The following is a 21,147-nucleotide window of genomic DNA, read 5'->3' on the forward strand; positions in this document are numbered from 1 at the left end:
CCGTTATGTAGGTTTTCGGTTGTGCCCAGCAAAACTTTAGCCCGGCTTGGAGCGAATTTTGGATAAATGCCCGGCGAGGCTGGCATGATCGGGCCATGGACAGCTTGCGTGTGGCGACTTACAACATTCACAAAGGCGTGCAGGGCTTGGGGCCGGCGCGCCGGCTTGAAATCCACAACCTTGGGCATGCGGTGGAGCAGTTCGACGCCGACATCGTTTGCCTGCAAGAGGTGCGCGGCGTGAATCGCAAGATGCAGCGCGTGTTTTCCCATTGGCCCACGGGTGGGCAAGCCAATTTTCTGGCCCCCGAGGGCTACGAGGCGGTGTACCGCAGCAACGTGGTGACGCGCCACGGCGAGCACGGCAACGCCTTGCTCAGCCGCTGGCCGGTGCTCGAGCACCGCCACCACGACGTGACCGACCACCGCTTCGAGCGCCGTGGTCTGCTGCATGCCACGGTGCAGGTGCAGCAGCGCACGGTGCACGTGGTGGTGCTGCACCTGAGCCTGATCCACGCCAGCCGCGCGCGCCAGGTGCAGGCGCTGGGGCGCTTCTTGCAGGCCCATGTGCCCGAGACCGAGCCGCTGGTGGTGGCGGGCGATTTCAACGACTGGGGGGTGCAGTTGCACCGGCCCATGAGCGAGTTCGGCCTGCGCACCTTTGAGGACCTGCGGCTGCCCACCTTCCCCTCGCGCTTGCCGCTGCTGCACCTGGACCGCGTGTATGTGCGCGGCATGCAGCTGCTGCACGCACACGTGCCGCATGGCCTTGCGTGGCGGCGCATGTCGGACCACCTGCCGCTGATCGCGCACCTGGGGTGGATTTGAAACGGGCGCTGCAACCCGGCCACCGCCTGCGCCTGCTCGAAGGCGGGGCGGCGCTGTTTGCGGCCATGGTGCAGGCCATAGACCGCGCGCAGCACCTGGTGCACGTAGAAACCTATATTTTCGAGTTTGCCCACGACGCGCTGCAAGTGGCCGAGGCGCTTGAGCGAGCGGCCCAACGCGGGGTGCAGGTGCGGCTGGTGCTGGATGCCTTTGGGGTTCCAGACGTGCCGCCCGATTGGCGCGCCCGCTTTGCTGCCGCCGGGGTGCAGTGGCGCTTTTACCGGCCGCTGGGCCGGGTCGGGCTGCTGCTGCCGCGCAACTGGCGCCGCCTGCACCGCAAGTTGTGCGTGATCGATGGGCTGCTGGGCTTTTGCGGTGGCATCAACCTGATCGACGACCGCGACGACGTGTTGCTCGGGCGCTTGGCGGCCCCGCGTCTGGATTACGCGCTGCAAGTGAGCGGGCCGCTGGTGCTCGAGATGCTCGAAGCCATGGAGCAGCTCTGGTGGCGCATGCTGGCGCTGCGGTCGGCGCGCCAGCGCGAATTTCGCGCCGCTTGGGCAGCGCTGCGCGCCGGTCTGCCACACCCCGAGCCGTGGCCGTGGTGGGAGCATGCCGTGCACCCGGGTCGGCCGCAATTGGAGCAGTCGGTGGCGGGTGCGCCAGCCGTGTTTTTGTTGCGCGACAACCTGCGCCACCGGCACGAGATCGAGCGCGCCTACTTGGCCGCGATCGAACAGGCGCGCACCGAAATCGTGCTCGCCAACGCCTATTTCATCCCCGGGCGGCGCCTGCGCAGCGCGCTGGTGCGGGCGGCGCAGCGCGGGGTGCGGGTGCGGCTGTTGCTGCACGGCAAGTATGAGCGGTTTTTGCAATACCACGCCGCGCGCCCGGTGTATCACCAGTTGCTGGCCGCCGGGGTGCAAATCCACGAATACGCCCCCAGCTCGCTGCACGCCAAGGTGGCGGTGGTCGACGGGCGCTGGGCCACGGTGGGCTCGTGCAACCTCGACCCAGTCAGTCTGCTGCTCACCCGCGAGGCCAACGTGGTGACGACCGACCCCGCCTTTGCGCGCCTGCTGCGCAACCGCCTAGACGAACTGCTGGGCAGTGCCGGTGAGCGCGTGGATGCCAAGCGACTCGCCAGCCGACCCTGGCACCAGCGCCTGCTGGATCGGCTGGCCTTTGGCATCATGCGTGCGATGCTCTACTTGGGTGGCTACCGCTACTGAAATCGCCCCTGGGCGCTTGGCACAGGGCCGCACATAGCCCCAGCCCACGTGGGGCCGCCCACAGCCTGCGCGGCGCTGACGCCGCGCCGATGGTGATAGGATGCCTCCCATGTTGATGCCAGCCCCCCACCTCGAGGCCGACCACGCCGCTCATGAAGGCGTGCCCATGTCGGTCGTCATACGCCAGCGCCTGCAGGCGGCCCGCAAGCGCTTTCATGCCAACGACAACATCGCCGACTTCGTGCAACCCGGTGAACTCGAAGCCCTGCTCGACGAAGTGACCGGTAAAATGCAGGGTGTGCTCGACAGCCTCGTGATCGACACCGTGCACGACCACAACACCGACCAAACGGCGCGCCGGGTGGCCAAAATGTACCTCAAAGAGGTGTTTGCGGGCCGCTACGTGAAAGCCCCGGCGATCACCGAGTTTCCCAATGCCGAGCACCTCAACGAGCTGATGATCGTGGGCCCCATCACGGTGCGCAGCGCGTGCAGCCACCACCTGTGCCCGGTGATCGGCCAAATCTGGATCGGGGTCTTGCCCAACGAGCACACCAACGTGATTGGCCTGTCCAAATACGCCCGCTTGGCCGAATGGGTGATGGGGCGGCCGCAGATCCAGGAAGAGGCGGTGGTGCAACTGGCCGACCTGATCCAAGAAAAAACCCAGCCCGACGGCTTGGCGCTGGTGATGGAAGCCAGCCACTACTGCATGGCTTGGCGTGGCGTCAAAGACATGGACAGCCGCATGATCAACTCAGTCATGCGTGGCGTTTTTCTCAAAGACAGCAACTTGCGTCGCGAGTTTTTGTCGCTCATTTCAAGGGGCAAATAAATGCTGGTGCGCCTGCTCTACGTCAGCCGCGCCAGCGAGCGCGAACTCGAGGCCTCGATCGAGTCCATTATGGCCAGCGCGCGCCAGCACAATCTGCAAAACGGCATCACCGGCATCTTGTGCTACGGCGGCGGCATTTACGTGCAAGCCATCGAGGGCGGGCGGGTGGCGGTGAACCGCCTTTATCGCCAGATCGTGGCCGATGCGCGCCACAGCGATGTGGAGCTGCTGCACTACGAAGAAATCACCGAGCGCCGCTTTGGGGGCTGGACCATGGGGCAGGTGAACCTGAGCCGGCTCAACACCTCGGTGGTGCTCAAATACTGCGAAAAACCCGAGTTTGATCCGTATGGCATGTCGGGCCGGGTGTCGCTGGCGCTGCTCGAAGAGCTGATGGCCACGGCCTGCATCATTGGCCGGGCCTGATCGGGCTGGGCTGGCTGTGGCCCGATGATTCCCCGCACACGCGGCAAGCCGGGTCGCGCGCCAGCCGCAGCGGCTGAAAATCGGTGCGCAGGGCGTCGAGCAGCAGCAGGCGCCCGACCATGCTCGAGCCCACGCCCGCCAGCAACTTGAGCGCCTCGGCCGCCTGCAGCGAGCCCACCAGCCCCACCAGCGGCGCCAGCACCCCCAGCGTGGCGCAGCGCACCTCTTCGGGGGCTTGGGCTTCGGGGAACACGCAGGCGTAGCAGGGTGAGCTGGGCTGGCGCGGGTCGAACACCGCCAACTGGCCATCGAAGCGAATCGCCGCCCCCGAGACCAGCGGCACCCGGTGCCGCACGCTGGCGCGGTTGAGGGCGTGGCGGGTGGCAAAGTTGTCGCTGCAATCGAGCAGCACGTCGGCACGGGGCAGCAAGCGGTCGAGCAAGGCGGCGTCGGCGCGCTGCGCCAGCGCCTCGATGCGCGGCTCGGGGTTGATCGCCTGCATGGCGGCTTGCGCCGAATGCACCTTGGGCTGGCCCACGCGCGCCAGCGTGTGTGCGATCTGGCGCTGCAAATTGGTGGCATCGACCGTGTCGTGATCGACTAAAGTGATGCGCCCAACCCCGGCTGCCGCCAGATACAGCAGCACCGGCGAGCCCAGCCCACCGGCCCCCACCACCACCGCGTGCGCCGCCAGCAGCCGCTGCTGCCCGACGATGCCGATTTCTTCGAGCAGGATGTGGCGCGAGTAGCGCAGCAGCTGCGCGTCGTCCAATTCAGGCAAGGCAGGCACGGCGGCGCAAGGGGCCTTTAGTTGCGGGTGCGCTCAGGCGGTGGGCGCTCGCGACCGGTCTGGCTCACTTGCACCGGCAAGTTTTGCAGGTGGTTGAGCGCCTGGCGCAGTTGGAAATCGTCGGCCGAGCCGAACTCGGGCAACAGGCGCTGGCCGGGGTTGAGGCGCTGCTGTTCCTCAAGGCGCTGGCGCGCCGCTTCGCGCTCTTGCTCGCGCTGGCGTTCGCGGGCGCGCTCTTCCTCGGTGAGTTCGCGCGCCGGGGCATCGCTGCGACCGGCGCTGATGTCGGCCTGGCGCGGGCGCAGCGCCGCCAGCACATCGCCAGCAGCGGTTTCGTCCAGCCACACATCGGGCAGTATGCCGCGGTCTTGAATCGCGCGCCCGCTGGGGCTGAAGTAGTGCGCGGTGGTGAGCTTGATGGCGGTCTCGGGGCCGAGCGGGCGCACCGTTTGCACCGAACCCTTGCCAAAGGTCTGGCTGCCCATGATGGTGGCGCGGCGGTGGTCTTGCAGCGCACCGGCGACGATCTCGCTCGCCGAGGCCGATCCTTCGTTGACCAGCACCACCAGCGGCACGGTGCGCAGCCGGCCTTGGGTGGCTTCGGTCAGGCGCTGGATGTGGTCGGTGCCGCTGCGCAAATAGTAGCGCGGCGCAGCGCGGAAGGTGGCGCGGCTTTCGGGCAACTGGCCGTTGGTGGTGACCACCACGACATTTTCGGGCAGAAAAGCGGCCGACATGGCCACGGCCGCGTCGAGCAGGCCGCCGGGGTCGTTGCGCAAATCAAGCACAAAGCCCTTGAGCTGCGGGTCTTGCTGGTACAGCGCCTGCACCTGGCGCGCAAAGTCTTCGATCGTGCGCTCTTGGAACTGCGACACCCGCACCCACGCAAAACCGGGCTCGACCATGCGGCTGCGCACGCTCTGGGTGCGAATTTCTTGGCGCGTGATGGTCACGCTGAAGCTGCGGTTTTCGCTGCGCCGCATGATCATCAGGCGCACCTGCGTGTTGGGTTCGCCGCGCATGCGCCGCACCGCCTCGCCGATGGTCATGCCGCGCACCGGCGCGTCGTCGATCTGGCTGATGAGGTCGTTGGCCATCAGGCCGGCGCGAAAGGCGGGCGAGCCTTCGATGGGCGAGACCACTTTGACGAGCCCGTCTTCCATCGAAATTTCGATGCCCACGCCCACGAAGCGGCCCGCCGTGCCTTCGCGGAATTCGCGGAAGTGGCGCGGGTCGAGGAACTGCGAGTGCGGGTCCAGTCCCGAGACCATGCCCGCCATGGCGTCGTTGAGCAGCTCGGCGCTGTCAACTGGCTCGACGAAATCGCTTTTGATGATGCCGTAGACGGCGGCCAGTTGCTGCAACTGCTCCAGCGGCAGCGGCGTGACGGCACCGCGCGCCACCGCCTGCAATTGCATGGTGGTCAGCGCTCCCGCCAAGGCCCCGATGGCGACCCAGCCCGCGACTTTCAATTTGTATCCCATATGCTCAACCTCTGCCCGCAGTGGACAACTCGACCCGCACTATAGCGCTTGGAGGGTGGGACGCGCATTGCGTTCCCAATAAAACCGTGCAGGCCGCCAACGGGCAGGGTTTGACCATGCCATAAACGGTTCAGCCGCGGCTCTGGCGCGCCACAGCGGCGGCGGCCGCCTCGGCCGCAGCGGCATCGCCCAAGTAGTAGCGCCGCAGCGGCCGCAGGGCGGCGTCGAACTCATAGACCAGCGGAATGCCGTTGGGGATGTTGAGCTGCACGATGTCGGAATCCGACACGCCATCGAGGTGCTTGATCAGGGCGCGGATGGAGTTGCCATGCGCCGACACCAGCACCCGCTGCCCGCTGGCAATGGCTGGCGCCAGCGTCTGCTCCCAGTAGGGCACCATGCGCGCCACCGTGTCTTTGAGGCATTCGGTGAGCGGCACCTGGCTGGGCGCAAGGGCGGCGTAGCGCGGGTCGGCGCGTTCGCTGCGCTCGTCGTCAGCGGCCAGGGGCGGTGGCGGGGTGTCGTAGCTGCGCCGCCACAGCAGCACCTGCGCCTCGCCGTACTGGCGCGCGGTTTCGGCCTTGTTCAGCCCTTGCAGGGCGCCGTAGTGGCGCTCGTTGAGGCGCCAGTCTTTGAGCACCGGCAGCCAAGCGCAGTCCATGGCGTCGAGGCAGTGGTTGAGGGTGTGGATGGCGCGCTTGAGCACGCTGGTGTGGCAGCAATCGAAGGCCCAGCCTTCGGCTTTGAGCAACTGGCCGGCCGACAGCGCCTGCGCCACGCCGGTGGGGGTGAGGTCCACATCGGTCCAGCCGGTGAAGCGGTTTTCGAGGTTCCAAGTGGATTCGCCGTGGCGGATCAGGACAAGCTTGTGCATAGGGGGAAATTTCTGCGGTGTGGCCGGGGCGGGATAAGGTTGTGATTCTAAAATACCGGCTGCTTATGTTTTGAGGACAGACGTGGATTTCATCGTACAAAATTGGGTTCTGGTGCTGATTGCCGTGACGGCGCTGGCGCTGTTGCTGTGGCCTATGGTCTCGGGCGGGGGCGGCGCGGGCAGCCTGACGCCGACCGAGGCGGTGCAGCTCATCAACCGCGAAAAGGCGGCGGTGATCGACATCTGCTCGGCCGAAGAATACGCCGCTGGGCACATCGGGCAGGCCAAACACGTGCCGATCGATGAGCTGGAGAAGCGTTTGGCGCAGGTGGTGAAAAACAAGGCCACGCCGCTGCTGATGGTGTGCGCCTCCGGCGTGCGCTCCAAGCGCGCCGTGGGCGTGGCCAAAAAGCTGGGCTACGAGAAGGTGCATTCGCTCGCCGGCGGCTTGGGTGCCTGGCGCGCCGCCGCCATGCCGGTGCAAAAAGGGCCACCAGGCAAGAACTGAACACCCCGTCGGGAGCTTTTGCACATGGCCCACATCACGATCTACAGCAGCGACTACTGCCCCTTCTGCCACCGTGCCAAGGCGCTGCTGCGCTCGCGCGGGGTGAGCGAGTGGGAGGAAATCGTGGTCGATGGCCGCTCGGATTTGCGCGCCGCCATGGCCGAGCGCGCCGGGCGCAGCAGCGTGCCGCAAATTTTTATCGCCGGCCAGCACATCGGCGGCTGCGACGACTTGCACGCGCTCGATGCGCGCGGGGGGCTGTTGCCCTTGCTGAGATAATCTGGCGCTGCTGCGCACCCGGCGCGCGCTCGCTTGCTTGCCCTGAGTGGGTTTATTTTTGTCACCAAGAGATTCATCATGACCGATACCTCCGCCGCCCCGGTGTTTCAAATCCAGCGCGTCTACCTCAAAGAGGCCTCGCTGGAGCAGCCCAATTCGCCCAACATCCTGTTGCAGCAAGAGCAACCCGCGCTGGACATTCAGCTCGGGGTGGCGGCCGAGCCGCTGGCCGAAGGGGTGTACGAAGTCACCGTGACCTGCACCGTGACAACCAAAATCAAGGACAAAACCCTGTATCTGGTGGAGGCCAAGCAGGCCGGCATTTTTGAAGTGCGCAACCTGCCACAAGAGCAGCTCGGCCCGATTCTGGGCATCGCCTGCCCGCAGATCATCTACCCCTACCTGCGTGGCAACGTGGCCGACCTGATCCAGCGCGGCGGCTTCCCGCCGGTGCATCTGGCCGAAATCAACTTCCAAGGCATGTACGACCAGCAACTGCCGCGCGAAGGTGAGGCGGCCGCAGCACCCGCACCCACGGTGCAATGACGCACGGCGCACCAGGCCGGGCATGAAAATCACCCTGCTGGGAGCCGGGGCCTGGGGCACGGCGCTGGCGATTGCGGCGGCGCGCACCCCAGAAGTGGGTGCGGAGGCTGGGGCCACTGCGCGTCGCGTGCGCCTGTGGGCACGCGATCCGCTTCAAGTGGCCGCCATGCAGGCCGCGCGCTGCAACCCGCGCTACCTGCCGGGCAGCCTGTTCCCCGCTGCGCTCGAGCTGTTTGCGGCCGACGAGGCCGAGCTGGCGCAGCTTTGCGCCGGTGAAGATTTGGTCGTGCTGGGCACCCCGATGGCGGCGCTGCGCGGCTTGTTGCGCCGCTTGCGCGGGCTCCAAGTGCCCGTGGTCTGGTTGTGCAAGGGTTTTGAGCAGCACAGCGGCTTGCTCGGGCACGAGATTGCGCTGCAAGAGGCCCCGGCCTTGGCCGTGGGCGTGCTCAGCGGCCCCAGTTTTGCCAAAGAAGTGGCGGCCGCCGCCCCGACCGCGCTGGTGGCCGCCAGCGCGCACGCCCACGTGAGCCAGCGCTTGGTGCAGGCTTTGCACAGCCGCACGCTGCGCGTGTATGCCAACGACGACGTGGTGGGGGTGGAAGTTGGCGGCGCGGTGAAAAACGTGCTGGCCATTGCCACGGGCTTGTGCGACGGCCTGCAACTGGGGCACAACGCGCGCGCGGCCCTGATCACGCGCGGGCTGGCCGAAACCGTGCGCCTCGGGCTGGCGCTGGGCGCGCGCGCCGAAACCTTTATGGGCCTGAGCGGCTTGGGCGACTTGGTGCTCACGGCCACGGGTGATTTGAGCCGCAACCGCCAGGTTGGGCTGCGGCTGGCGCAGGGCCAGAGCCTGCAACAGGCGCTGGATTCGCTCGGCCACGTGGCCGAAGGGGTTTACAGCGCACGCACGGTGGCGCAACGCGCCCGCGCCTTGGGCGTGGAGATGCCGATCACGCAAGCCGTGGTGGCGCTGCTCGATGCCGAGCTCAGCCCGGCGCAGGCGGTGCAGCAGTTGATGGGCCGCGAGCCCACGCCCGAGCGGCCTTGAGAGCGGCGGTGGGCCGCTGCAAAACTCAAAACACCCAGTTGTCGATCAGGCGCGTGCGCCCCAGCCGCGCAGCCCCGAGGGCCAGCAGTTGGCCGGCTTGGCTGTCTTGGCCTGTGCGGCAGCCCGCCAATTCCGTGGCTGCTGGCGGCTGCAAATCGCTGCAGCGGCGCACCGTGAGGTAATCGGTCTGCCAGCCGCGGGCGTTCAGTTGCGCCACGGCTTGCTGCTCCTGCGCGGCCAAATCACCCGCACCGCCCGCGCCATCCCATTTTTCGTCTGCTAGGGCCTGGGCCAAGCTGCGCAGCGCCCGGTTTAATTGCACCGCTTCGGCGCGCTCGGCCGCCGACAAATAGGCATTGCGCGAGCTTAAAGCCAGCCCGTCCGGGGCGCGCTCGGTGGGCGCGCCATGCACCGTGACTGGCAGCGCAAACTGTTGCACCATCTGGCGCAACACCAGCCACTGCTGGTAATCCTTTTGCCCAAACACGGCGTGTCCGCCGCCCTTGCTCTGCCCAAAAACGATCTGGAACAGCTTCATCACCACGGTGCAGACACCGGTGAAAAAACCAGGCCGAAACTGACCCTCCAGCATGTCGGCCAACTCCGCAGGGGGCTGCACCTTGTAGCGCTGCGGCTGCGGGTACAGCTCGGGCTCCGAGGGGGCAAACAGCACCTCGCAGCCAGCGGCTTCGAGCTGGGCGCAATCGGTCTCGAAGGTGCGCGGGTAGCTGTCGAAATCTTCGTGCGGCAAAAATTGCAAGCGGTTGACGAAGATGCTGGCCACCGTTGTGTCGCCCAGCGGGCGGGCCTGCTGCACCAGCGCCAAATGGCCCGCGTGCAGGTTGCCCATGGTGGGCACGAAGGCGGGGCGGTCAAAGCGCGCCAGGTGTGCGCGCAGTTCGGGGATGCGGTGGAAGATGCGCATGGGCGGCTCCTCACCAGGCGTGCAGGGCCGGGTCGGGGAAGCTGCCGTCTTTTACGGCGCGCACGTAGGCCGCCATGGCATTTTGTACGCTGCTGTGCCCGTCCATGAAATTGCGCACAAACTTGGGCGCCTTGCCCAAGTTGACGCCCAGCATATCGTGCATCACCAGCACCTGGCCCGCGGTGCCGCTGCCCGAGCCGATGCCGATGCTGTGGCAGTGCGGCAACTGCGCCGTGATGGCGCTGGCCAGGCTGGCGGGCACCATTTCGAGCACCAGCATGGTGGCCCCGGCGTCTTGCAGTTCGCGCGCGTGGGCCTGCAGGCGCACGGCGTCGGCCTCGCTGCGCCCCTGCACCCGGTAGCCGCCCAGGGCGTGTACGGTTTGCGGCGTCAGCCCCAAGTGCGCGCAGACCGGGATGCCGCGCTCGACCAGAAAACGCACCACCTCGCTGGTCCAGCCGCCGCCTTCGAGCTTGACCATGTGCGCACCGGCGTGCATCAGGGCGATGGCGCTGCGCATGGCTTGCTCGCGCGACTCCTGGTAGCTGCCAAAGGGCAAGTCGCCAATCACCCACGCCGTGCCTTGCACCCGGCGCAGCCCGCGCGTCACGCTCTGGGTGTGGTAGCACATGGTTTCGAGCGTCACGCCCACGGTGCTGCTCAGGCCCTGGCAGACCATGCCGAGCGAGTCGCCCACCAGCAGGCACTCGACTCCGGCGTTGTCGGCCACCGCGGCAAAGGTGGCGTCGTAGGCGGTGAGCATGGTGATTTTTTCGCCGCGCTGGCGCAGCTCGTGCAGGCGCGGCAGGCTCACTGGCTTGCGCGGCGGCAACGGCGAGGCGGTGGGCAGGGTGCCGTAGGGGGTGCTGGCGGTGGCTTCGCTCATGGTGGGTGGTGCGGCTGAAGGCTGTGGTTGGGCGGCGGTAGGGGCGATGGCCCGGATTGTGACGCAGGCGGGCTGGTGGCCCGGTGGCTGCGCTGGCGAGTTTAATCTGCGCCTGCGCGGCGTGCGCCCGCTGTGGGTTGCCGGTTGCGCAAGGGAGCCGGTTTGTGCAAGGATGAGCGGTTGGGCTACCCCAAGCGCACTCTGAGGGACAATCTGGGATAAATTTTGTGTACCATGAGCCATCCAAACCCCGCTCCCGACCCCTTCACCCCCGCCGCCGTGGCCGAACTGGCGCGCGCCGACGTGGCCCGCGCCTTGGCCGAAGACCTCGGCCGCGGCGACTTGAGCGCGGCCCTGATCGCTCCCGAGCGCCGCGCCCGCGCGCACCTGCTGGCGCGCGAGGCCGCCGTGCTCTGCGGCGCGCCGTGGGTGCAGGCGGCGGTGCAGGCGCTCGACCCCGCCGCGCAGTTGCACTGGCTGGTGCCCGAAGGCCAGCGCTGCGCCGCCAACCAGGTGGTGTTGCGCATCGAAGGCCAGGCGCGTGCCCTGCTGAGTGCCGAGCGCACCGCGCTCAACTTTTTGCAGACCCTGAGCGCCGTCGCGACGCAGACCGCGCGCTACGTGGAGCGCGTGGCGGGCACGCGGGCGCAGATCGTTGACACCCGCAAAACCTTGCCCGGCTTGCGGCTGGCGCAAAAATACGCGGTGCGCGTGGGCGGCGGCAGCAACCACCGCCTGGGCCTGTACGACGCGGTGCTGATCAAAGAAAACCACATCGCCGCCGCCGGGGGCGTGACGCTGGCATTGCGCCAGGCGCAGCAGGCCGCAGCGCGCTTCGTGCAAATCGAGGTCGAAACGCTGGCCCAGCTCGACGAAGCGCTTGCTGCCGGCGCGCGCATGGTCTTGCTCGACAACATGGACTTGCCCACGCTGCATGAAGCCGTGCGCCGCAACGCCATCCACCCCGGCGGGCCGGCGCTGCTCGAGATTTCGGGCGGGGTCAACCTCGACAGCGTACGCGCACTGGCCGAAACCGGGGTCGATCGCATCTCCATCGGGGCCTTGACCAAAGACATCAAGGCGGTGGATTTTTCGCTGCGTTTCGACTAGTGAAGGGCTGCAAACCGCTCATCTTTGACGCCCCCGGGCGCTGGCGCCAATCGCCTTGAATCGTCTCGGCTTCGGGTTTCAAATCAAGGCGCTTCGCTTTTTGCAAGCGATAATGCCCTCCATGCCCACCTACCGCTCCAAAACCTCCACCGCTGGCCGCAACATGGCGGGTGCGCGCGCGCTCTGGCGCGCCACCGGCATGAAAGACGGCGATTTCGATAAACCCATCATAGCCATTGCCAACAGCTTCACCCAGTTCGTCCCCGGCCACGTGCACCTCAAAGACCTGGGCCAACTGGTGGCGCGCGAAATCGAGGCCGCCGGAGGCGTGGCCAAAGAGTTTCACACCATCGCCGTCGATGACGGCATCGCCATGGGACACGACGGCATGTTGTACTCGCTGCCCAGCCGCGAGGTGATCGCCGACAGCGTCGAGTACATGGTCAACGCCCACTGCGCCGACGCGCTGGTGTGCATCTCCAACTGCGACAAAATCACCCCCGGCATGCTGATGGCCGCCATGCGGCTCAACATCCCAGTGGTGTTCGTCTCGGGCGGGCCGATGGAGGCGGGCAAGGTGCAGCGCAGCGCCCCCGGCAGCCAGACCATCGAATTCAAAAAGCTCGATCTGGTCGATGCCATGGTGATGGCCGCCGACGACCAGGTGTCGGACGCCGAACTGGCCGAAGTCGAGCGCAACGCCTGCCCCACCTGCGGCTCCTGCTCCGGCATGTTCACCGCCAACTCGATGAACTGCCTGACCGAAGCGCTGGGCCTGAGCCTGCCCGGCAACGGCACCGTGCTGGCCACCCACTCCGACCGCGAGCAGTTGTTCCGCCGCGCCGGGCGCCTGATCGTCGAGCTGGCGCGGCGCCACTACGAGGGCGACGACGCCTCGGTGCTGCCACGCTCCATCGCCAGCTTCGAGGCCTTCGAGAACGCGGTGACGCTCGACATCGCCATGGGCGGCTCGACCAACACCGTGCTGCACCTGCTGGCGACCGCGCGCGAGGCCGAGGTGCACTTCACCATGGCCGACATCGACCGCCTGTCGCGCCGCGTGCCCACGCTGTGCAAGGTCGCACCCAACACCGACCGCTACCACATCGAAGACGTGCACCGCGCCGGCGGCATCATGGCCATTTTGGGCGAACTGGATCGCGCCGGGCTGCTGCACGCTGGCTGTGGCACCGTGCACAGCCCCACGCTGGCGGCGGCGCTGGCGCAGTGGGACATCGCCCGCGCCCCCGCCCCCGCGCCCGAGGTGCAGACCTTCTACCGCGCCGCCCCCGGCGGCGTGCCCACCCAGGTGGCCTTCAGCCAGAGCCAGCGCTGGCCCAGCCTGGATACCGACCGCGCCAATGGCTGCATCCGCAACCTCGAGCACGCCTACTCGCGCGACGGCGGGCTGGCGGTGCTGTACGGCAACCTGGCGCTCGATGGCTGCATCGTCAAGACCGCCGGGGTCGATCAGAGCATGTTCGAGGCCGAGCAGTTGCGCTACACCACCAGCGTCCCGACCTCGACCCTGCGCGCCTTCGAAGGCCCGGCGCGCGTCTTCGAGAGCCAGGACGCGGCGGTGGAGGCGATTTTGGGCGACCGCATCGTCCCCGGCGACGTGGTGGTGATCCGCTACGAAGGCCCGCGCGGCGGACCCGGCATGCAAGAAATGCTCTACCCCACCTCCTACCTCAAGTCCAAGGGCTTGGGCAAGGTTTGCGCGCTGCTCACCGACGGGCGCTTCTCGGGCGGCACCTCGGGCCTGTCGATCGGCCATGCCTCGCCGGAAGCGGCCGCGGGTGGCACCATCGGGCTGGTGCGCGAAGGCGACCGCATCCGCATCGACATCGCGCAGCGCCGCATCGAGCTGCTGGTGTCCGAGGATGAACTGGCGCAGCGCCGCCTGCAACAAGACGCGCTGGGCTGGAAGCCGGCCGCGCCGCGCCCGCGCAAGGTCTCGGCGGCACTCAAGGTCTATGCCAAATTCGTGCTCTCGGCCGACAAGGGCGCGGTGCGCGACCTGTCGCAGCTCGACTGATCAACCACCATGCTGATCCACCCGCAAATCGACCCGGTTGCCTTGCAACTGGGGCCGCTGTCCATCCACTGGTACGGCCTGACCTACCTGGTCGCCTTCGCGTTGTTTTTTTTGCTGGCGCTGCGCCGCCTCAAGCACCCCACCTATGCCAACTTGGGCTGGGGCCGGCGCGACATCGAAGACCTGCTGTTTTTTGGGGTGCTGGGAATCATCATCGGCGGCCGGCTCGGCTATGTGCTGTTTTACCGGCCCATGGAGTTTCTGGCCGAGCCGCTGCGCATCGTGGCGGTCTGGGAAGGGGGCCTGAGCTTTCACGGCGGCTTCATCGGCATCCTGCTGGCCATGGCTTGGTTTGCCTACCGTCGGCGCGTCAACTGGCTGCGCGTGACCGATTTCATCGCCCCCTGCATACCCATTGGGCTGGCCAGCGGGCGCATCGGCAACTTCATCAACGGCGAACTCTGGGGCCGGGTGGCCGACCCGGCGCTGCCTTGGGGCATGGTGTTTCGTGGCGCCGGTGATTTGCCGCGCCACCCCTCACAGCTCTACCAGGCTTTGCTGGAAGGGCTGCTGCTGTTCGTGCTGCTGTGGCTGTACGCACGCGGGCCGCGCCGTTTGGGCGAGGTGTCGGCGGCGTTTTTGATCGGTTACGGCACCTTTCGCTTCATCGCCGAATTTTTCCGCGAGCCCGACGCGCACCTCGGCCTGCTCGGGCTGGGCCTGAGCCTGGGCCAATGGCTGAGCCTGCCGATGGTGCTGGCCGGGGCCGCCCTGTGGGGCTGGGCGCACCGGCAACCGCGCAGCGCCGTCTGAATTAGCGCAGCACCAGCACCGGCGTGTGCGAGTGCGTCAGCACCTGCTGGGTTTCGCTGCCCAGCAGCAGCCGCTTGAGCCCGCGCCGCCCGTGCGAGGCCATGACGATCAAATCGGCCTTGTACTGCTGCGCGGCAGCGATGATGGCTTCGGCGATCAGGTCCGACTTGATCGCCACCGGGCGCACCTTGACATCGAGCTTCTGGCCTTGGTCTTGAATGGTGTGCAGGCTGCCCATGGCTTCCTCGTGCCACTGCTGCTCGATGCGAGCAATTTCTTCTTCGCTCAAGGCCACACCGCCTTCAAAGTAGGTTTTGGGGTAGGGCGGCACCACCCGCAGCGCGATCAATTCGGCACAGGTGATATTGGCCAACTGTAGGGCGTGCGCCACGGCTTGATCCGATAGCTCTGATCCGTCGGTGGTGACGAGTATGCGTTGGTACATGGTGCAGTTTCTCCTTTAAGTGCAAGCCATGCGCCCATTGTGCCTGCATTGGAGGTGGAGTTGAAGCGCTGCCGCGTTCAAAAACCCCCTTGCTTTGATATGAATCAAGCGTGCAGAGCGCAGGGCAATGTTATGCTCGACCGCATGGCAAATTCCACTGTCGTTGGTCAGGCTGCGCTGGTGCAGCCGGGCCCACTCATGCCCGAGCCGCCAGACGGTTTGGCCGGCCTGCTGGGCCAGCACCGGGGTCCGCTCACGGTCGATGACGATTTTTTGGTGCTCGACGACCCGCTCGAGCAGGAAGACTTCAGCCATGCGCTCGAGGTCGATGGCCGGACGCTGCAAGAGTCGATCCTGATGGTGCAGGGCATGTACTGCCCGGCTTGCACCGAAACCGTGGAGGCTGCTCTGGCGGGCCGCAAAGGGGTGGTGTCCGTCTTGGTGCATGCGGCCACGCGCCGCGTCACGCTGCGCTGGGATCCGGCGCAAACCCTGCTATCAGAACTGGCGCGCGATGTGGGGCAAACCGGCTACCGCCTGCTGCCCATGCGCCAAGCCTTGAGTGTGGAGCACCGGCTGGCTGAAACGCGGCTGCTGATGTGGCGCTTGTTCGTGGCCGCTTTTTGCACCATGCAGGTCATGATGTATTCGTGGCCTTTCTACATCACCGAACCGGGCGAGATCGATCCAGTTTACGACCAGTTGCTGCGCATGGCCAACTGGATGCTGAGCGTGCCGGTGGTGATGTTTTCCAGCATGCCTTTTTTCCAGAGCGCGTGGCGCGACCTCAAGCTCGGGCGCATCGGCATGGATATGCCGGTTTCGGTCGGTATTTTGGTCACCTTCATTGCCAGCACCGGCGCCACTTTCGACCCGACCGGCGTTTGGGGGCACGAAATCTGGTTTGACTCGCTCACCATGTTCGTGTTCTTCCTGCTCGGTGGGCGCTACCTGCAATCGCGGCTGCGCGACCGCACCGCCGGCTCGCTCGATGCGCTCATGAACCGCCTGCCCGAGCAGTGCGAGCGCCAAATGGCCGATGGCGCTTTCGAAATCGTCTCGCTCAAGCGGCTGCGCGTGGGCGATGTGCTGCGGGTGCAGGCCGGTCAGGCCTTCCCCGGCGATGCCACCGTGCTGGGCGACAGCGCCACCGTCGATGAGGCGCTGCTCACCGGAGAGTCGCAGCCTGTCACGCGCCTGCGTGGCCAAAGCGTGGTGGCGGGCAGTTACAACTTGGCCGGTTCGGCCTTGGTGCGCATCGACAAAATCGGGCGCGACACCCGCTTTGGCCAGATCGTCTCGCTCATGGAGCAGGCCTCGACCGAAAAGCCCGATCTGGTCAAGCTGGCCGATCGCATCGCGGGCCCGTTCTTGATCTTGGTGCTGTTGAGTGCCGGATTTGGGGCTTGGTACTGGTGGCAGATCGACCCGGCGCTGGCGGTGCCCATCGCCGTGGCCGTGCTGGTGGCCACCTGCCCCTGCGCCTTGGCGCTCTCTACCCCATCGGCCATGTTGGCCTCGGCCGGGGCGCTGGCGCAGCGCGGCATTCTGGTGCGACGCCTGCTCGCCTTCGAGGCGCTTTGCAAGATCGACACCGTGGTGTTCGACAAAACCGGCACCCTAACGCAAGACCGGGTGGTGCTGCGCGAAGTGATCGTGCGCCCCGGATTGGAGCGCGAGCAGGCGCTGCGCATGGCGTGGCCGCTGGCCTCGGCCTCGTTGCATCCGGTTTCACGCGCCATAGCGGTGCAGGCGCAGCCCTTGGCCAGCAACGCGCCCAATCCCAGCGATCCAGGTTCAGCGCCGGTTGCGGAACCAGTCGATCTGGTGCAAGAACGGCCTGGGTCTGGGCTGGTGCTGGAGCGCGCGGGCGGGGGGCAGTGGCGGCTCGGCTCGGCGGACCTGTGCGAACTCGACGAGGCACACCTGCTGGAGCAGGGGCGCAGCGTGGCCGATGCGCCCTGCGCCTTCCTATGCGACGAGCACGGTTGGGCGGCCACCTTCGTCATGGACGAAGGCGTGCGCGCCGACGCCCCGGCTGCGGTGGCAGAGCTGCGCGAAATGGGTTTTGCGGTGCACTTGCTCTCGGGCGACCGGCTCGGGGCGGTGCAGCGGGTGGCGCAGCAGCTCGGCATTGATCAGGTGGTGGCCGGTGCCAGCCCCGAGCGCAAGCTCGAAGTGGTGGCCGCCTTGCAGCAGCAGGGCGCGCAAATCGCCATGGTCGGCGACGGCATGAACGACGGCCCGGTGCTGGCACGCGCCCAAGTTTCCTTTGCGCTCGGCCACGGAGCGCCGCTGACGCAATCGCAGTCCGACTTCGTGGTGCAGAGCGGTCGGTTGTCCGAATTGGTGCAAACCGTGCGCCAAGCGCGCCGCACATTGCGCATCCTCAAGCAGAATTTGTGCTGGGCTGGCGGATACAATGCCAGCATGGTGCCGCTGGCGATCGCGGGTTACGTGCCACCTTGGTTGGCTGGCTTGGGCATGGCCCTGAGTTCCTTTTTGGTCATTGGCAATGCCATGCGTTTGTCCCGCTTGCCGGGCATGCCTGTGCCCGAGCCAGCCGCTGCGGCTGCGGCCCTTTCTGTGAGGTAAAGCCATGGAATCCTTGTTTTTGCTCATCCCTTTGTCGGTGTTGCTGGTGCTGGCCATCATGGCCGTGTTCTGGTGGGCGCTCTACAACGGGCAATACGACAACATCGAGCGCGAGGGCGAGCGGATTTTGAAAGACGATTGATCTAAGTCAAACGGCAACGTCACCCCAGCGATGACACTTACCCAATGTGTTTTTTAGAGTAGAGGAGTAACCATGAGTTCAATAACGGCAGATGCCTTGTCTAGGGCCCAACCGGATGTCCAGACCGGCATCTACAACGACAAGGTCGTCAGACAGTTTTCCGTGATGGCGGTGGTCTGGGGTGTGGTGGGCATGTTGGTCGGCGTGATCATCGCCGCCCAGATGATTTGGCCTGCACTCAACCTAGGCCAGTTTGGCCTAGAGTGGTTCTCCTTTGGTCGTTTGCGACCTTTGCACACCAACGCGGTGATCTTTGCCTTCGGCGGCTGTGTCCTGTTTGCCACCAGCTACTACGTGGTGCAGCGCACCTGCCAGACCCGGCTCTTTATGGGGCCGCTGGCAGCCTTCACCTTCTGGGGTTGGCAACTCGTCATCGTGCTGGCTGCCATCACACTGCCGCTGGGCTTGACCACTGGCAAAGAATACGCAGAGTTGATTTGGCCCATCGATGTGCTCATCACCATCGTCTGGGTCTCCTATGCGGTGGTGTTCTTTGGTACCTTGGCCACGCGCAAGATCAAGCACATCTACGTCGCCAACTGGTTCTTCGGCGCCTTCATTCTGGCGGTGGCGCTGCTGCACGTGGTCAACAGCGCGGCTGTCCCGACCAGCTTATGGCACGCCTACTCGGCCTACGCGGGGGTGCAGTCGGCCATGATTCAGTGGTGGTACGGCCACAACGCGGTGGGCTTTTTCCTCACCGCGGGCTTCTTGGGCATCATGTACTACTTCATTCCGAAGCAGGCTGAGCGCCCGATCTACAGCTACCGGCTTTCGATCGTCCACTTCTGGGCCCTGATCTTCACCTACATGTGGGCCGGTCCGCACCACCTGCACTACACCGCGCTGCCCGACTGGACACAATCCATCGGCATGGTGTTCTCGCTCATCCTGCTGGCGCCTTCATGGGGCGGCATGATCAACGGCATCATGACGCTCTCGGGCGCTTGGCACAAGCTGCGCGACGACCCGATCCTGCGCTTCCTGATCGTTTCGCTGTCTTTCTACGGCATGTCCACCTTCGAAGGGCCGATGATGTCGATCAAGACCGTCAACGCCCTGAGCCACTACACCGACTGGACCATCGGCCACGTGCACTCCGGCGCGCTGGGCTGGGTGGGCCTGATCTCCATGGGTGCGCTGTACTTCCTCATTCCGCGCCTGTTTGGCCAGAAAAAGATGTACTCGGTGCCTGCCATCGAACTGCACTTCTGGATTGCCTGTGTGGGCATCGTGTTCTACATCGCCGCGATGTGGATTGCCGGTGTGACCCAAGGCCTGATGTGGCGTGCGCTGGCTGATGACGGCACCTTGGCTTATACCTTCAGCGAGTCGGTGCGTGCCACTTACCCCTTCTATGCCATTCGTCTGGTGGGCGGCACCATGTACTTTGCCGGCATGTGCATCATGGCTTGGAACGTCTGGATGACGGTGCGCATGGGCCTCCAAGCCGGTCCGGTGCCACAGATTCGCATCCCCGCCGTCAACCCGGCTCATGCTTGAGAAGCAGCACAAAATGGCAAACAACAACCATTCCAACCCGCAAGCGACTGATTCCCGTGGCCGCCTCGCGCGCTCACACGAGAAGGTCGAGACCAACAGCTTCCTGATGATCGTGCTCATCTTGGCGGTGATCTCGGTCGCCGGTCTGGTCGAGATCGTCCCGCTGTTCTTCAAGAAGTCGCTCACGCAACCGGTGGAGGGGCTCAAGCCCTACACCGCACTGCAGTTGGCCGGGCGCGACATTTACATCCGCGAGGGCTGCTTCACCTGCCACTCGCAGATGATTCGCCCTTTCCACGCCGAAACCATGCGCTACGGGCATTTTTCTCTGGCGGGCGAGTTCGTCTACGACCGGCCGTTTCAGTGGGGTTCCAAGCGCACCGGCCCCGATCTGCACCGCATCGGTGGCCGCTACTCGGATGAATGGCACCGCCAGCACCTGAAAGATCCCCGCTCGCTGCGCCCGTACTCCAACATGCCGGCCTATCCATGGTTGGCCGACCGGATGGTGGATGCGGAAACAATGCCTCGTCGTTTGCGCGTGCTGCAGATACTCGGGCACCCTTATACGGACGAAGAGGTGGCGGGTGCGGCGCAAGCAGTCGAAGGCAAAACCGAGATGGACGCCCTGATTGCCTACCTGCAAATTCTGGGTACAGCAGTTCGCTGATTGAATGGAAGGGCGATCAACATGGACGTAAACGACTACCGCAGCATTGTGACCGTGGTCAGCTTTGTGCTGTTTCTGGGCATCATTTGGTGGGCTTGGTCCAAGCGCAACAAAGCGCAGTTCGATGAAGCCGCCCAACTGCCCTTCAAGGAAGATTGAGCCGCGACCTCACTAACTAGAGAATCATCATGAGCGACTTCACAAGCGAATTCTGGCATTATTGGATAGCCGGTGTCACATTGATCAGCATCTTGGCGTGTATTGCCTTGTTGTGGTACAGCACCAAGGTCAAGGTCGCGCCAAGCCAAGACAAATCCACCGGCCATGTGTGGGATGAGGACTTGGTCGAGCTCGACAATCCACTGCCCAAGTGGTGGGTCTACCTGTTTGTTATCACCATCATTTTTGCGCTGATCTACGGCGTGTTGTACCCCATGTTCGGCAAGTTTCCGGGCCTGCTGGGCTGGACTTCAGCGGGGCAGTACCAAGCCGAGAAGGATGCCAACTTGGCTGAGGTTGCGCCCAAGTTTGAAGCTTTTGCGCAAAAATCGGTGCAAGAACTCGCGGCCAACCCAATGGCCATGCAAATTGGTGAAAGTCTGTTCATGAACAACTGCGCCGTTTGCCATGCCGTCGATGCGCGCGGCAGTTTGACCTTCCCCAACCTCACCGACAAAGACTGGATCTGGGGCGGCGAACCCGAAGCCATCAACGCCTCCATCACCCAAGGCCGCGTGGCCGTGATGCCACCCATGGCCGCAGCAGTGGGCACGCCCGAGGATGTCACCAACGTGGCGCATTACGTGTTGAGCTTGTCAGGCGCTCCGCACGACAGCGTGCGCGCAGCGGCTGGAAAGGCCAACTTTGCCTCCTGCATCGCCTGCCATGGCGCCGAAGGCAAGGGCAACACGGCCATGGGTGCCCCCAACCTCACCGACGACATCTGGTTGCACGGGTTTGGTGTCGATGTGATCGTTCGCCAGATCAACGAGGGCATTGTCAACATCATGCCACCGCAAAACGTGTTGTTGTCGGAGCAGCAGATCCACGTGCTCACGGCTTACGTCTGGGGCATGTCGAACCAACCCGCCAACTAAAGCCCTAGAAGCGC

At 65.5% G+C, this 21,147-nt stretch carries 23 protein-coding genes; 17 read left to right on the plus strand and 6 right to left on the minus strand.

Annotated elements, in window-relative coordinates; translation table 11 throughout:
• The first annotated feature begins 95 nt into the window (after positions 1 to 95).
• The 4 genes from SRAA_RS04160 (at position 96) to SRAA_RS04175 (ending at position 3,320) form a co-directional block, all read left to right on the plus strand.
• A complete protein-coding gene (locus SRAA_RS04160; protein ID WP_045531150.1) occupies positions 96 to 827 on the plus strand; it encodes an endonuclease/exonuclease/phosphatase family protein in 732 nt (243 codons plus the stop codon).
• Entirely contained in the window at positions 818 to 2,059 is a 1,242-nt protein-coding gene (gene clsB, locus SRAA_RS04165) for a cardiolipin synthase ClsB (protein ID WP_045531151.1), read from the plus strand. The genes SRAA_RS04160 and clsB overlap by 10 nt, the downstream gene beginning before the upstream one ends.
• A 109-nt stretch (positions 2,060 to 2,168) precedes the next feature.
• On the plus strand, positions 2,169 to 2,894 hold the full coding sequence (folE, locus tag SRAA_RS04170) for a GTP cyclohydrolase I (RefSeq protein WP_045531152.1): 726 nt from the start codon (positions 2,169 to 2,171) through the stop codon (positions 2,892 to 2,894).
• Positions 2,895 to 3,320 carry a BLUF domain-containing protein gene (locus SRAA_RS04175; protein WP_045531153.1) on the plus strand — a complete coding sequence of 142 codons (426 nt, stop codon included), beginning with the start codon at positions 2,895 to 2,897 and terminating at the stop codon, positions 3,318 to 3,320.
• On the opposite strand, the gene SRAA_RS04180 is transcribed toward SRAA_RS04175, so the two are convergent.
• The 3 genes from SRAA_RS04180 to gpmA all read right to left on the minus strand — a co-directional run bounded on the left by SRAA_RS04180 (position 3,304) and on the right by gpmA (position 6,468).
• A complete protein-coding gene (locus SRAA_RS04180; RefSeq protein ID WP_045531154.1) occupies positions 3,304 to 4,092 on the minus strand; it encodes a HesA/MoeB/ThiF family protein in 789 nt (262 codons plus the stop codon). The genes SRAA_RS04175 and SRAA_RS04180 overlap by 17 nt on opposite strands.
• Before the next feature lie 35 nt (positions 4,093 to 4,127).
• Positions 4,128 to 5,594 (minus strand): S41 family peptidase, encoded by a 1,467-nt coding sequence (locus tag SRAA_RS04185; RefSeq protein ID WP_045531155.1) that lies wholly within the window; start codon positions 5,592 to 5,594, stop codon positions 4,128 to 4,130.
• Positions 5,595 to 5,724: 130 nt separating this feature from the next.
• Positions 5,725 to 6,468, minus strand: a complete 744-nt coding sequence (gene gpmA, locus SRAA_RS04190; RefSeq protein WP_045531156.1) for a 2,3-diphosphoglycerate-dependent phosphoglycerate mutase — start codon at positions 6,466 to 6,468, stop codon at positions 5,725 to 5,727.
• Between the two features lie 82 nt (positions 6,469 to 6,550).
• On the opposite strand from gpmA, the gene SRAA_RS04195 reads away from it, so the two are divergent.
• The 4 genes from SRAA_RS04195 (at position 6,551) to SRAA_RS04210 (ending at position 8,849) form a co-directional block, all read left to right on the plus strand.
• Positions 6,551 to 6,976 (plus strand): rhodanese-like domain-containing protein, encoded by a 426-nt coding sequence (locus SRAA_RS04195; protein WP_045531157.1) that lies wholly within the window; start codon positions 6,551 to 6,553, stop codon positions 6,974 to 6,976.
• Between the two features lie 24 nt (positions 6,977 to 7,000).
• Positions 7,001 to 7,255, plus strand: coding sequence for a glutaredoxin 3 (gene grxC, locus SRAA_RS04200; RefSeq protein ID WP_045531158.1), 255 nt, complete (start codon positions 7,001 to 7,003; stop codon positions 7,253 to 7,255).
• Between the two features lie 78 nt (positions 7,256 to 7,333).
• Positions 7,334 to 7,801 carry a protein-export chaperone SecB gene (gene secB / locus SRAA_RS04205; protein WP_045531159.1) on the plus strand — a complete coding sequence of 156 codons (468 nt, stop codon included), beginning with the start codon at positions 7,334 to 7,336 and terminating at the stop codon, positions 7,799 to 7,801.
• A gap of 22 nt (positions 7,802 to 7,823) precedes the next feature.
• Positions 7,824 to 8,849, plus strand: coding sequence for an NAD(P)H-dependent glycerol-3-phosphate dehydrogenase (locus SRAA_RS04210; RefSeq protein WP_045531160.1), 1,026 nt, complete (start codon positions 7,824 to 7,826; stop codon positions 8,847 to 8,849).
• A gap of 25 nt (positions 8,850 to 8,874) precedes the next feature.
• On the opposite strand, the gene panC is transcribed toward SRAA_RS04210, so the two are convergent.
• Both panC and panB read right to left on the minus strand, forming a co-directional pair.
• The gene (panC, locus tag SRAA_RS04215; RefSeq protein WP_045531161.1) at positions 8,875 to 9,774 is read right to left on the minus strand and encodes a pantoate--beta-alanine ligase; all 900 of its coding nucleotides are present in this window, start codon (positions 9,772 to 9,774) and stop codon (positions 8,875 to 8,877) included.
• A 10-nt stretch (positions 9,775 to 9,784) separates the two neighbouring features.
• Positions 9,785 to 10,660, minus strand: a complete 876-nt coding sequence (gene panB, locus SRAA_RS04220; RefSeq protein WP_045531162.1) for a 3-methyl-2-oxobutanoate hydroxymethyltransferase — start codon at positions 10,658 to 10,660, stop codon at positions 9,785 to 9,787.
• A 234-nt stretch (positions 10,661 to 10,894) separates the two neighbouring features.
• Here panB and nadC point away from each other — a divergent pair, with 234 nt between their 5' ends.
• From nadC to lgt, 3 genes are all read left to right on the plus strand, one after another.
• Complete coding sequence (gene nadC / locus SRAA_RS04225) at positions 10,895 to 11,770, plus strand: carboxylating nicotinate-nucleotide diphosphorylase (RefSeq protein WP_045531163.1); 876 nt, start codon at positions 10,895 to 10,897, stop codon at positions 11,768 to 11,770.
• A 121-nt stretch (positions 11,771 to 11,891) separates the two neighbouring features.
• The gene (gene ilvD / locus SRAA_RS04230; RefSeq protein WP_045531164.1) at positions 11,892 to 13,808 is read left to right on the plus strand and encodes a dihydroxy-acid dehydratase; all 1,917 of its coding nucleotides are present in this window, start codon (positions 11,892 to 11,894) and stop codon (positions 13,806 to 13,808) included.
• A gap of 9 nt (positions 13,809 to 13,817) precedes the next feature.
• Complete coding sequence (gene lgt / locus SRAA_RS04235; protein WP_045531165.1) at positions 13,818 to 14,621, plus strand: prolipoprotein diacylglyceryl transferase; 804 nt, start codon at positions 13,818 to 13,820, stop codon at positions 14,619 to 14,621.
• A gap of 1 nt (position 14,622) precedes the next feature.
• Here lgt and SRAA_RS04240 read toward each other — a convergent pair whose 3' ends face one another.
• Positions 14,623 to 15,066 (minus strand): universal stress protein, encoded by a 444-nt coding sequence (locus SRAA_RS04240; protein WP_045531166.1) that lies wholly within the window; start codon positions 15,064 to 15,066, stop codon positions 14,623 to 14,625.
• A 144-nt stretch (positions 15,067 to 15,210) separates the two neighbouring features.
• Between SRAA_RS04240 and SRAA_RS04245 the strand changes: the two genes are divergently transcribed.
• The 6 genes from SRAA_RS04245 (at position 15,211) to ccoP (ending at position 21,133) form a co-directional block, all read left to right on the plus strand.
• Positions 15,211 to 17,661, plus strand: a complete 2,451-nt coding sequence (locus SRAA_RS04245; protein ID WP_231849331.1) for a heavy metal translocating P-type ATPase — start codon at positions 15,211 to 15,213, stop codon at positions 17,659 to 17,661.
• A gap of 4 nt (positions 17,662 to 17,665) precedes the next feature.
• Positions 17,666 to 17,803, plus strand: coding sequence for a cbb3-type cytochrome oxidase assembly protein CcoS (gene ccoS / locus SRAA_RS04250; RefSeq protein WP_045531167.1), 138 nt, complete (start codon positions 17,666 to 17,668; stop codon positions 17,801 to 17,803).
• Positions 17,804 to 17,875: 72 nt separating this feature from the next.
• Entirely contained in the window at positions 17,876 to 19,366 is a 1,491-nt protein-coding gene (ccoN, locus tag SRAA_RS04255; protein WP_045531168.1) for a cytochrome-c oxidase, cbb3-type subunit I, read from the plus strand.
• 13 nt (positions 19,367 to 19,379) lie between these two features.
• Entirely contained in the window at positions 19,380 to 20,036 is a 657-nt protein-coding gene (ccoO, locus tag SRAA_RS04260) for a cytochrome-c oxidase, cbb3-type subunit II (RefSeq protein WP_045533256.1), read from the plus strand.
• Positions 20,037 to 20,057: 21 nt separating this feature from the next.
• Entirely contained in the window at positions 20,058 to 20,195 is a 138-nt protein-coding gene (locus tag SRAA_RS04265) for a CcoQ/FixQ family Cbb3-type cytochrome c oxidase assembly chaperone (protein WP_045531169.1), read from the plus strand.
• Positions 20,196 to 20,224: 29 nt separating this feature from the next.
• A complete protein-coding gene (ccoP, locus tag SRAA_RS04270; RefSeq protein ID WP_045531170.1) occupies positions 20,225 to 21,133 on the plus strand; it encodes a cytochrome-c oxidase, cbb3-type subunit III in 909 nt (302 codons plus the stop codon).
• The last annotated feature ends 14 nt before the right edge of the window (positions 21,134 to 21,147 follow it).

It is taken from the genome of Serpentinimonas raichei (genome assembly GCF_000828895.1).
Classification (GTDB): domain Bacteria; phylum Pseudomonadota; class Gammaproteobacteria; order Burkholderiales; family Burkholderiaceae_C; genus Serpentinimonas; species Serpentinimonas raichei.

Coding starts and splice junctions, on each gene's coding strand:
- SRAA_RS04160 (WP_045531150.1), top strand. CDS start 96: ATGGACAGCTTGCGTGTGGCGACTTACAACATTCACAAAGGCGTGCAG.
- folE (WP_045531152.1), top strand. CDS start 2,169: ATGTTGATGCCAGCCCCCCACCTCGAGGCCGACCACGCCGCTCATGAA.
- SRAA_RS04175 (WP_045531153.1), top strand. CDS start 2,895: ATGCTGGTGCGCCTGCTCTACGTCAGCCGCGCCAGCGAGCGCGAACTC.
- SRAA_RS04185 (WP_045531155.1), bottom strand. CDS start 5,594: ATGGGATACAAATTGAAAGTCGCGGGCTGGGTCGCCATCGGGGCCTTG.
- gpmA (WP_045531156.1), bottom strand. CDS start 6,468: ATGCACAAGCTTGTCCTGATCCGCCACGGCGAATCCACTTGGAACCTC.
- grxC (WP_045531158.1), top strand. CDS start 7,001: ATGGCCCACATCACGATCTACAGCAGCGACTACTGCCCCTTCTGCCAC.
- secB (WP_045531159.1), top strand. CDS start 7,334: ATGACCGATACCTCCGCCGCCCCGGTGTTTCAAATCCAGCGCGTCTAC.
- SRAA_RS04210 (WP_045531160.1), top strand. CDS start 7,824: ATGAAAATCACCCTGCTGGGAGCCGGGGCCTGGGGCACGGCGCTGGCG.
- panC (WP_045531161.1), bottom strand. CDS start 9,774: ATGCGCATCTTCCACCGCATCCCCGAACTGCGCGCACACCTGGCGCGC.
- panB (WP_045531162.1), bottom strand. CDS start 10,660: ATGAGCGAAGCCACCGCCAGCACCCCCTACGGCACCCTGCCCACCGCC.
- nadC (WP_045531163.1), top strand. CDS start 10,895: ATGAGCCATCCAAACCCCGCTCCCGACCCCTTCACCCCCGCCGCCGTG.
- ilvD (WP_045531164.1), top strand. CDS start 11,892: ATGCCCACCTACCGCTCCAAAACCTCCACCGCTGGCCGCAACATGGCG.
- lgt (WP_045531165.1), top strand. CDS start 13,818: ATGCTGATCCACCCGCAAATCGACCCGGTTGCCTTGCAACTGGGGCCG.
- SRAA_RS04240 (WP_045531166.1), bottom strand. CDS start 15,066: ATGTACCAACGCATACTCGTCACCACCGACGGATCAGAGCTATCGGAT.
- SRAA_RS04245 (WP_231849331.1), top strand. CDS start 15,211: ATGGCAAATTCCACTGTCGTTGGTCAGGCTGCGCTGGTGCAGCCGGGC.
- ccoS (WP_045531167.1), top strand. CDS start 17,666: ATGGAATCCTTGTTTTTGCTCATCCCTTTGTCGGTGTTGCTGGTGCTG.
- ccoN (WP_045531168.1), top strand. CDS start 17,876: ATGAGTTCAATAACGGCAGATGCCTTGTCTAGGGCCCAACCGGATGTC.
- ccoO (WP_045533256.1), top strand. CDS start 19,380: ATGGCAAACAACAACCATTCCAACCCGCAAGCGACTGATTCCCGTGGC.
- SRAA_RS04265 (WP_045531169.1), top strand. CDS start 20,058: ATGGACGTAAACGACTACCGCAGCATTGTGACCGTGGTCAGCTTTGTG.
- ccoP (WP_045531170.1), top strand. CDS start 20,225: ATGAGCGACTTCACAAGCGAATTCTGGCATTATTGGATAGCCGGTGTC.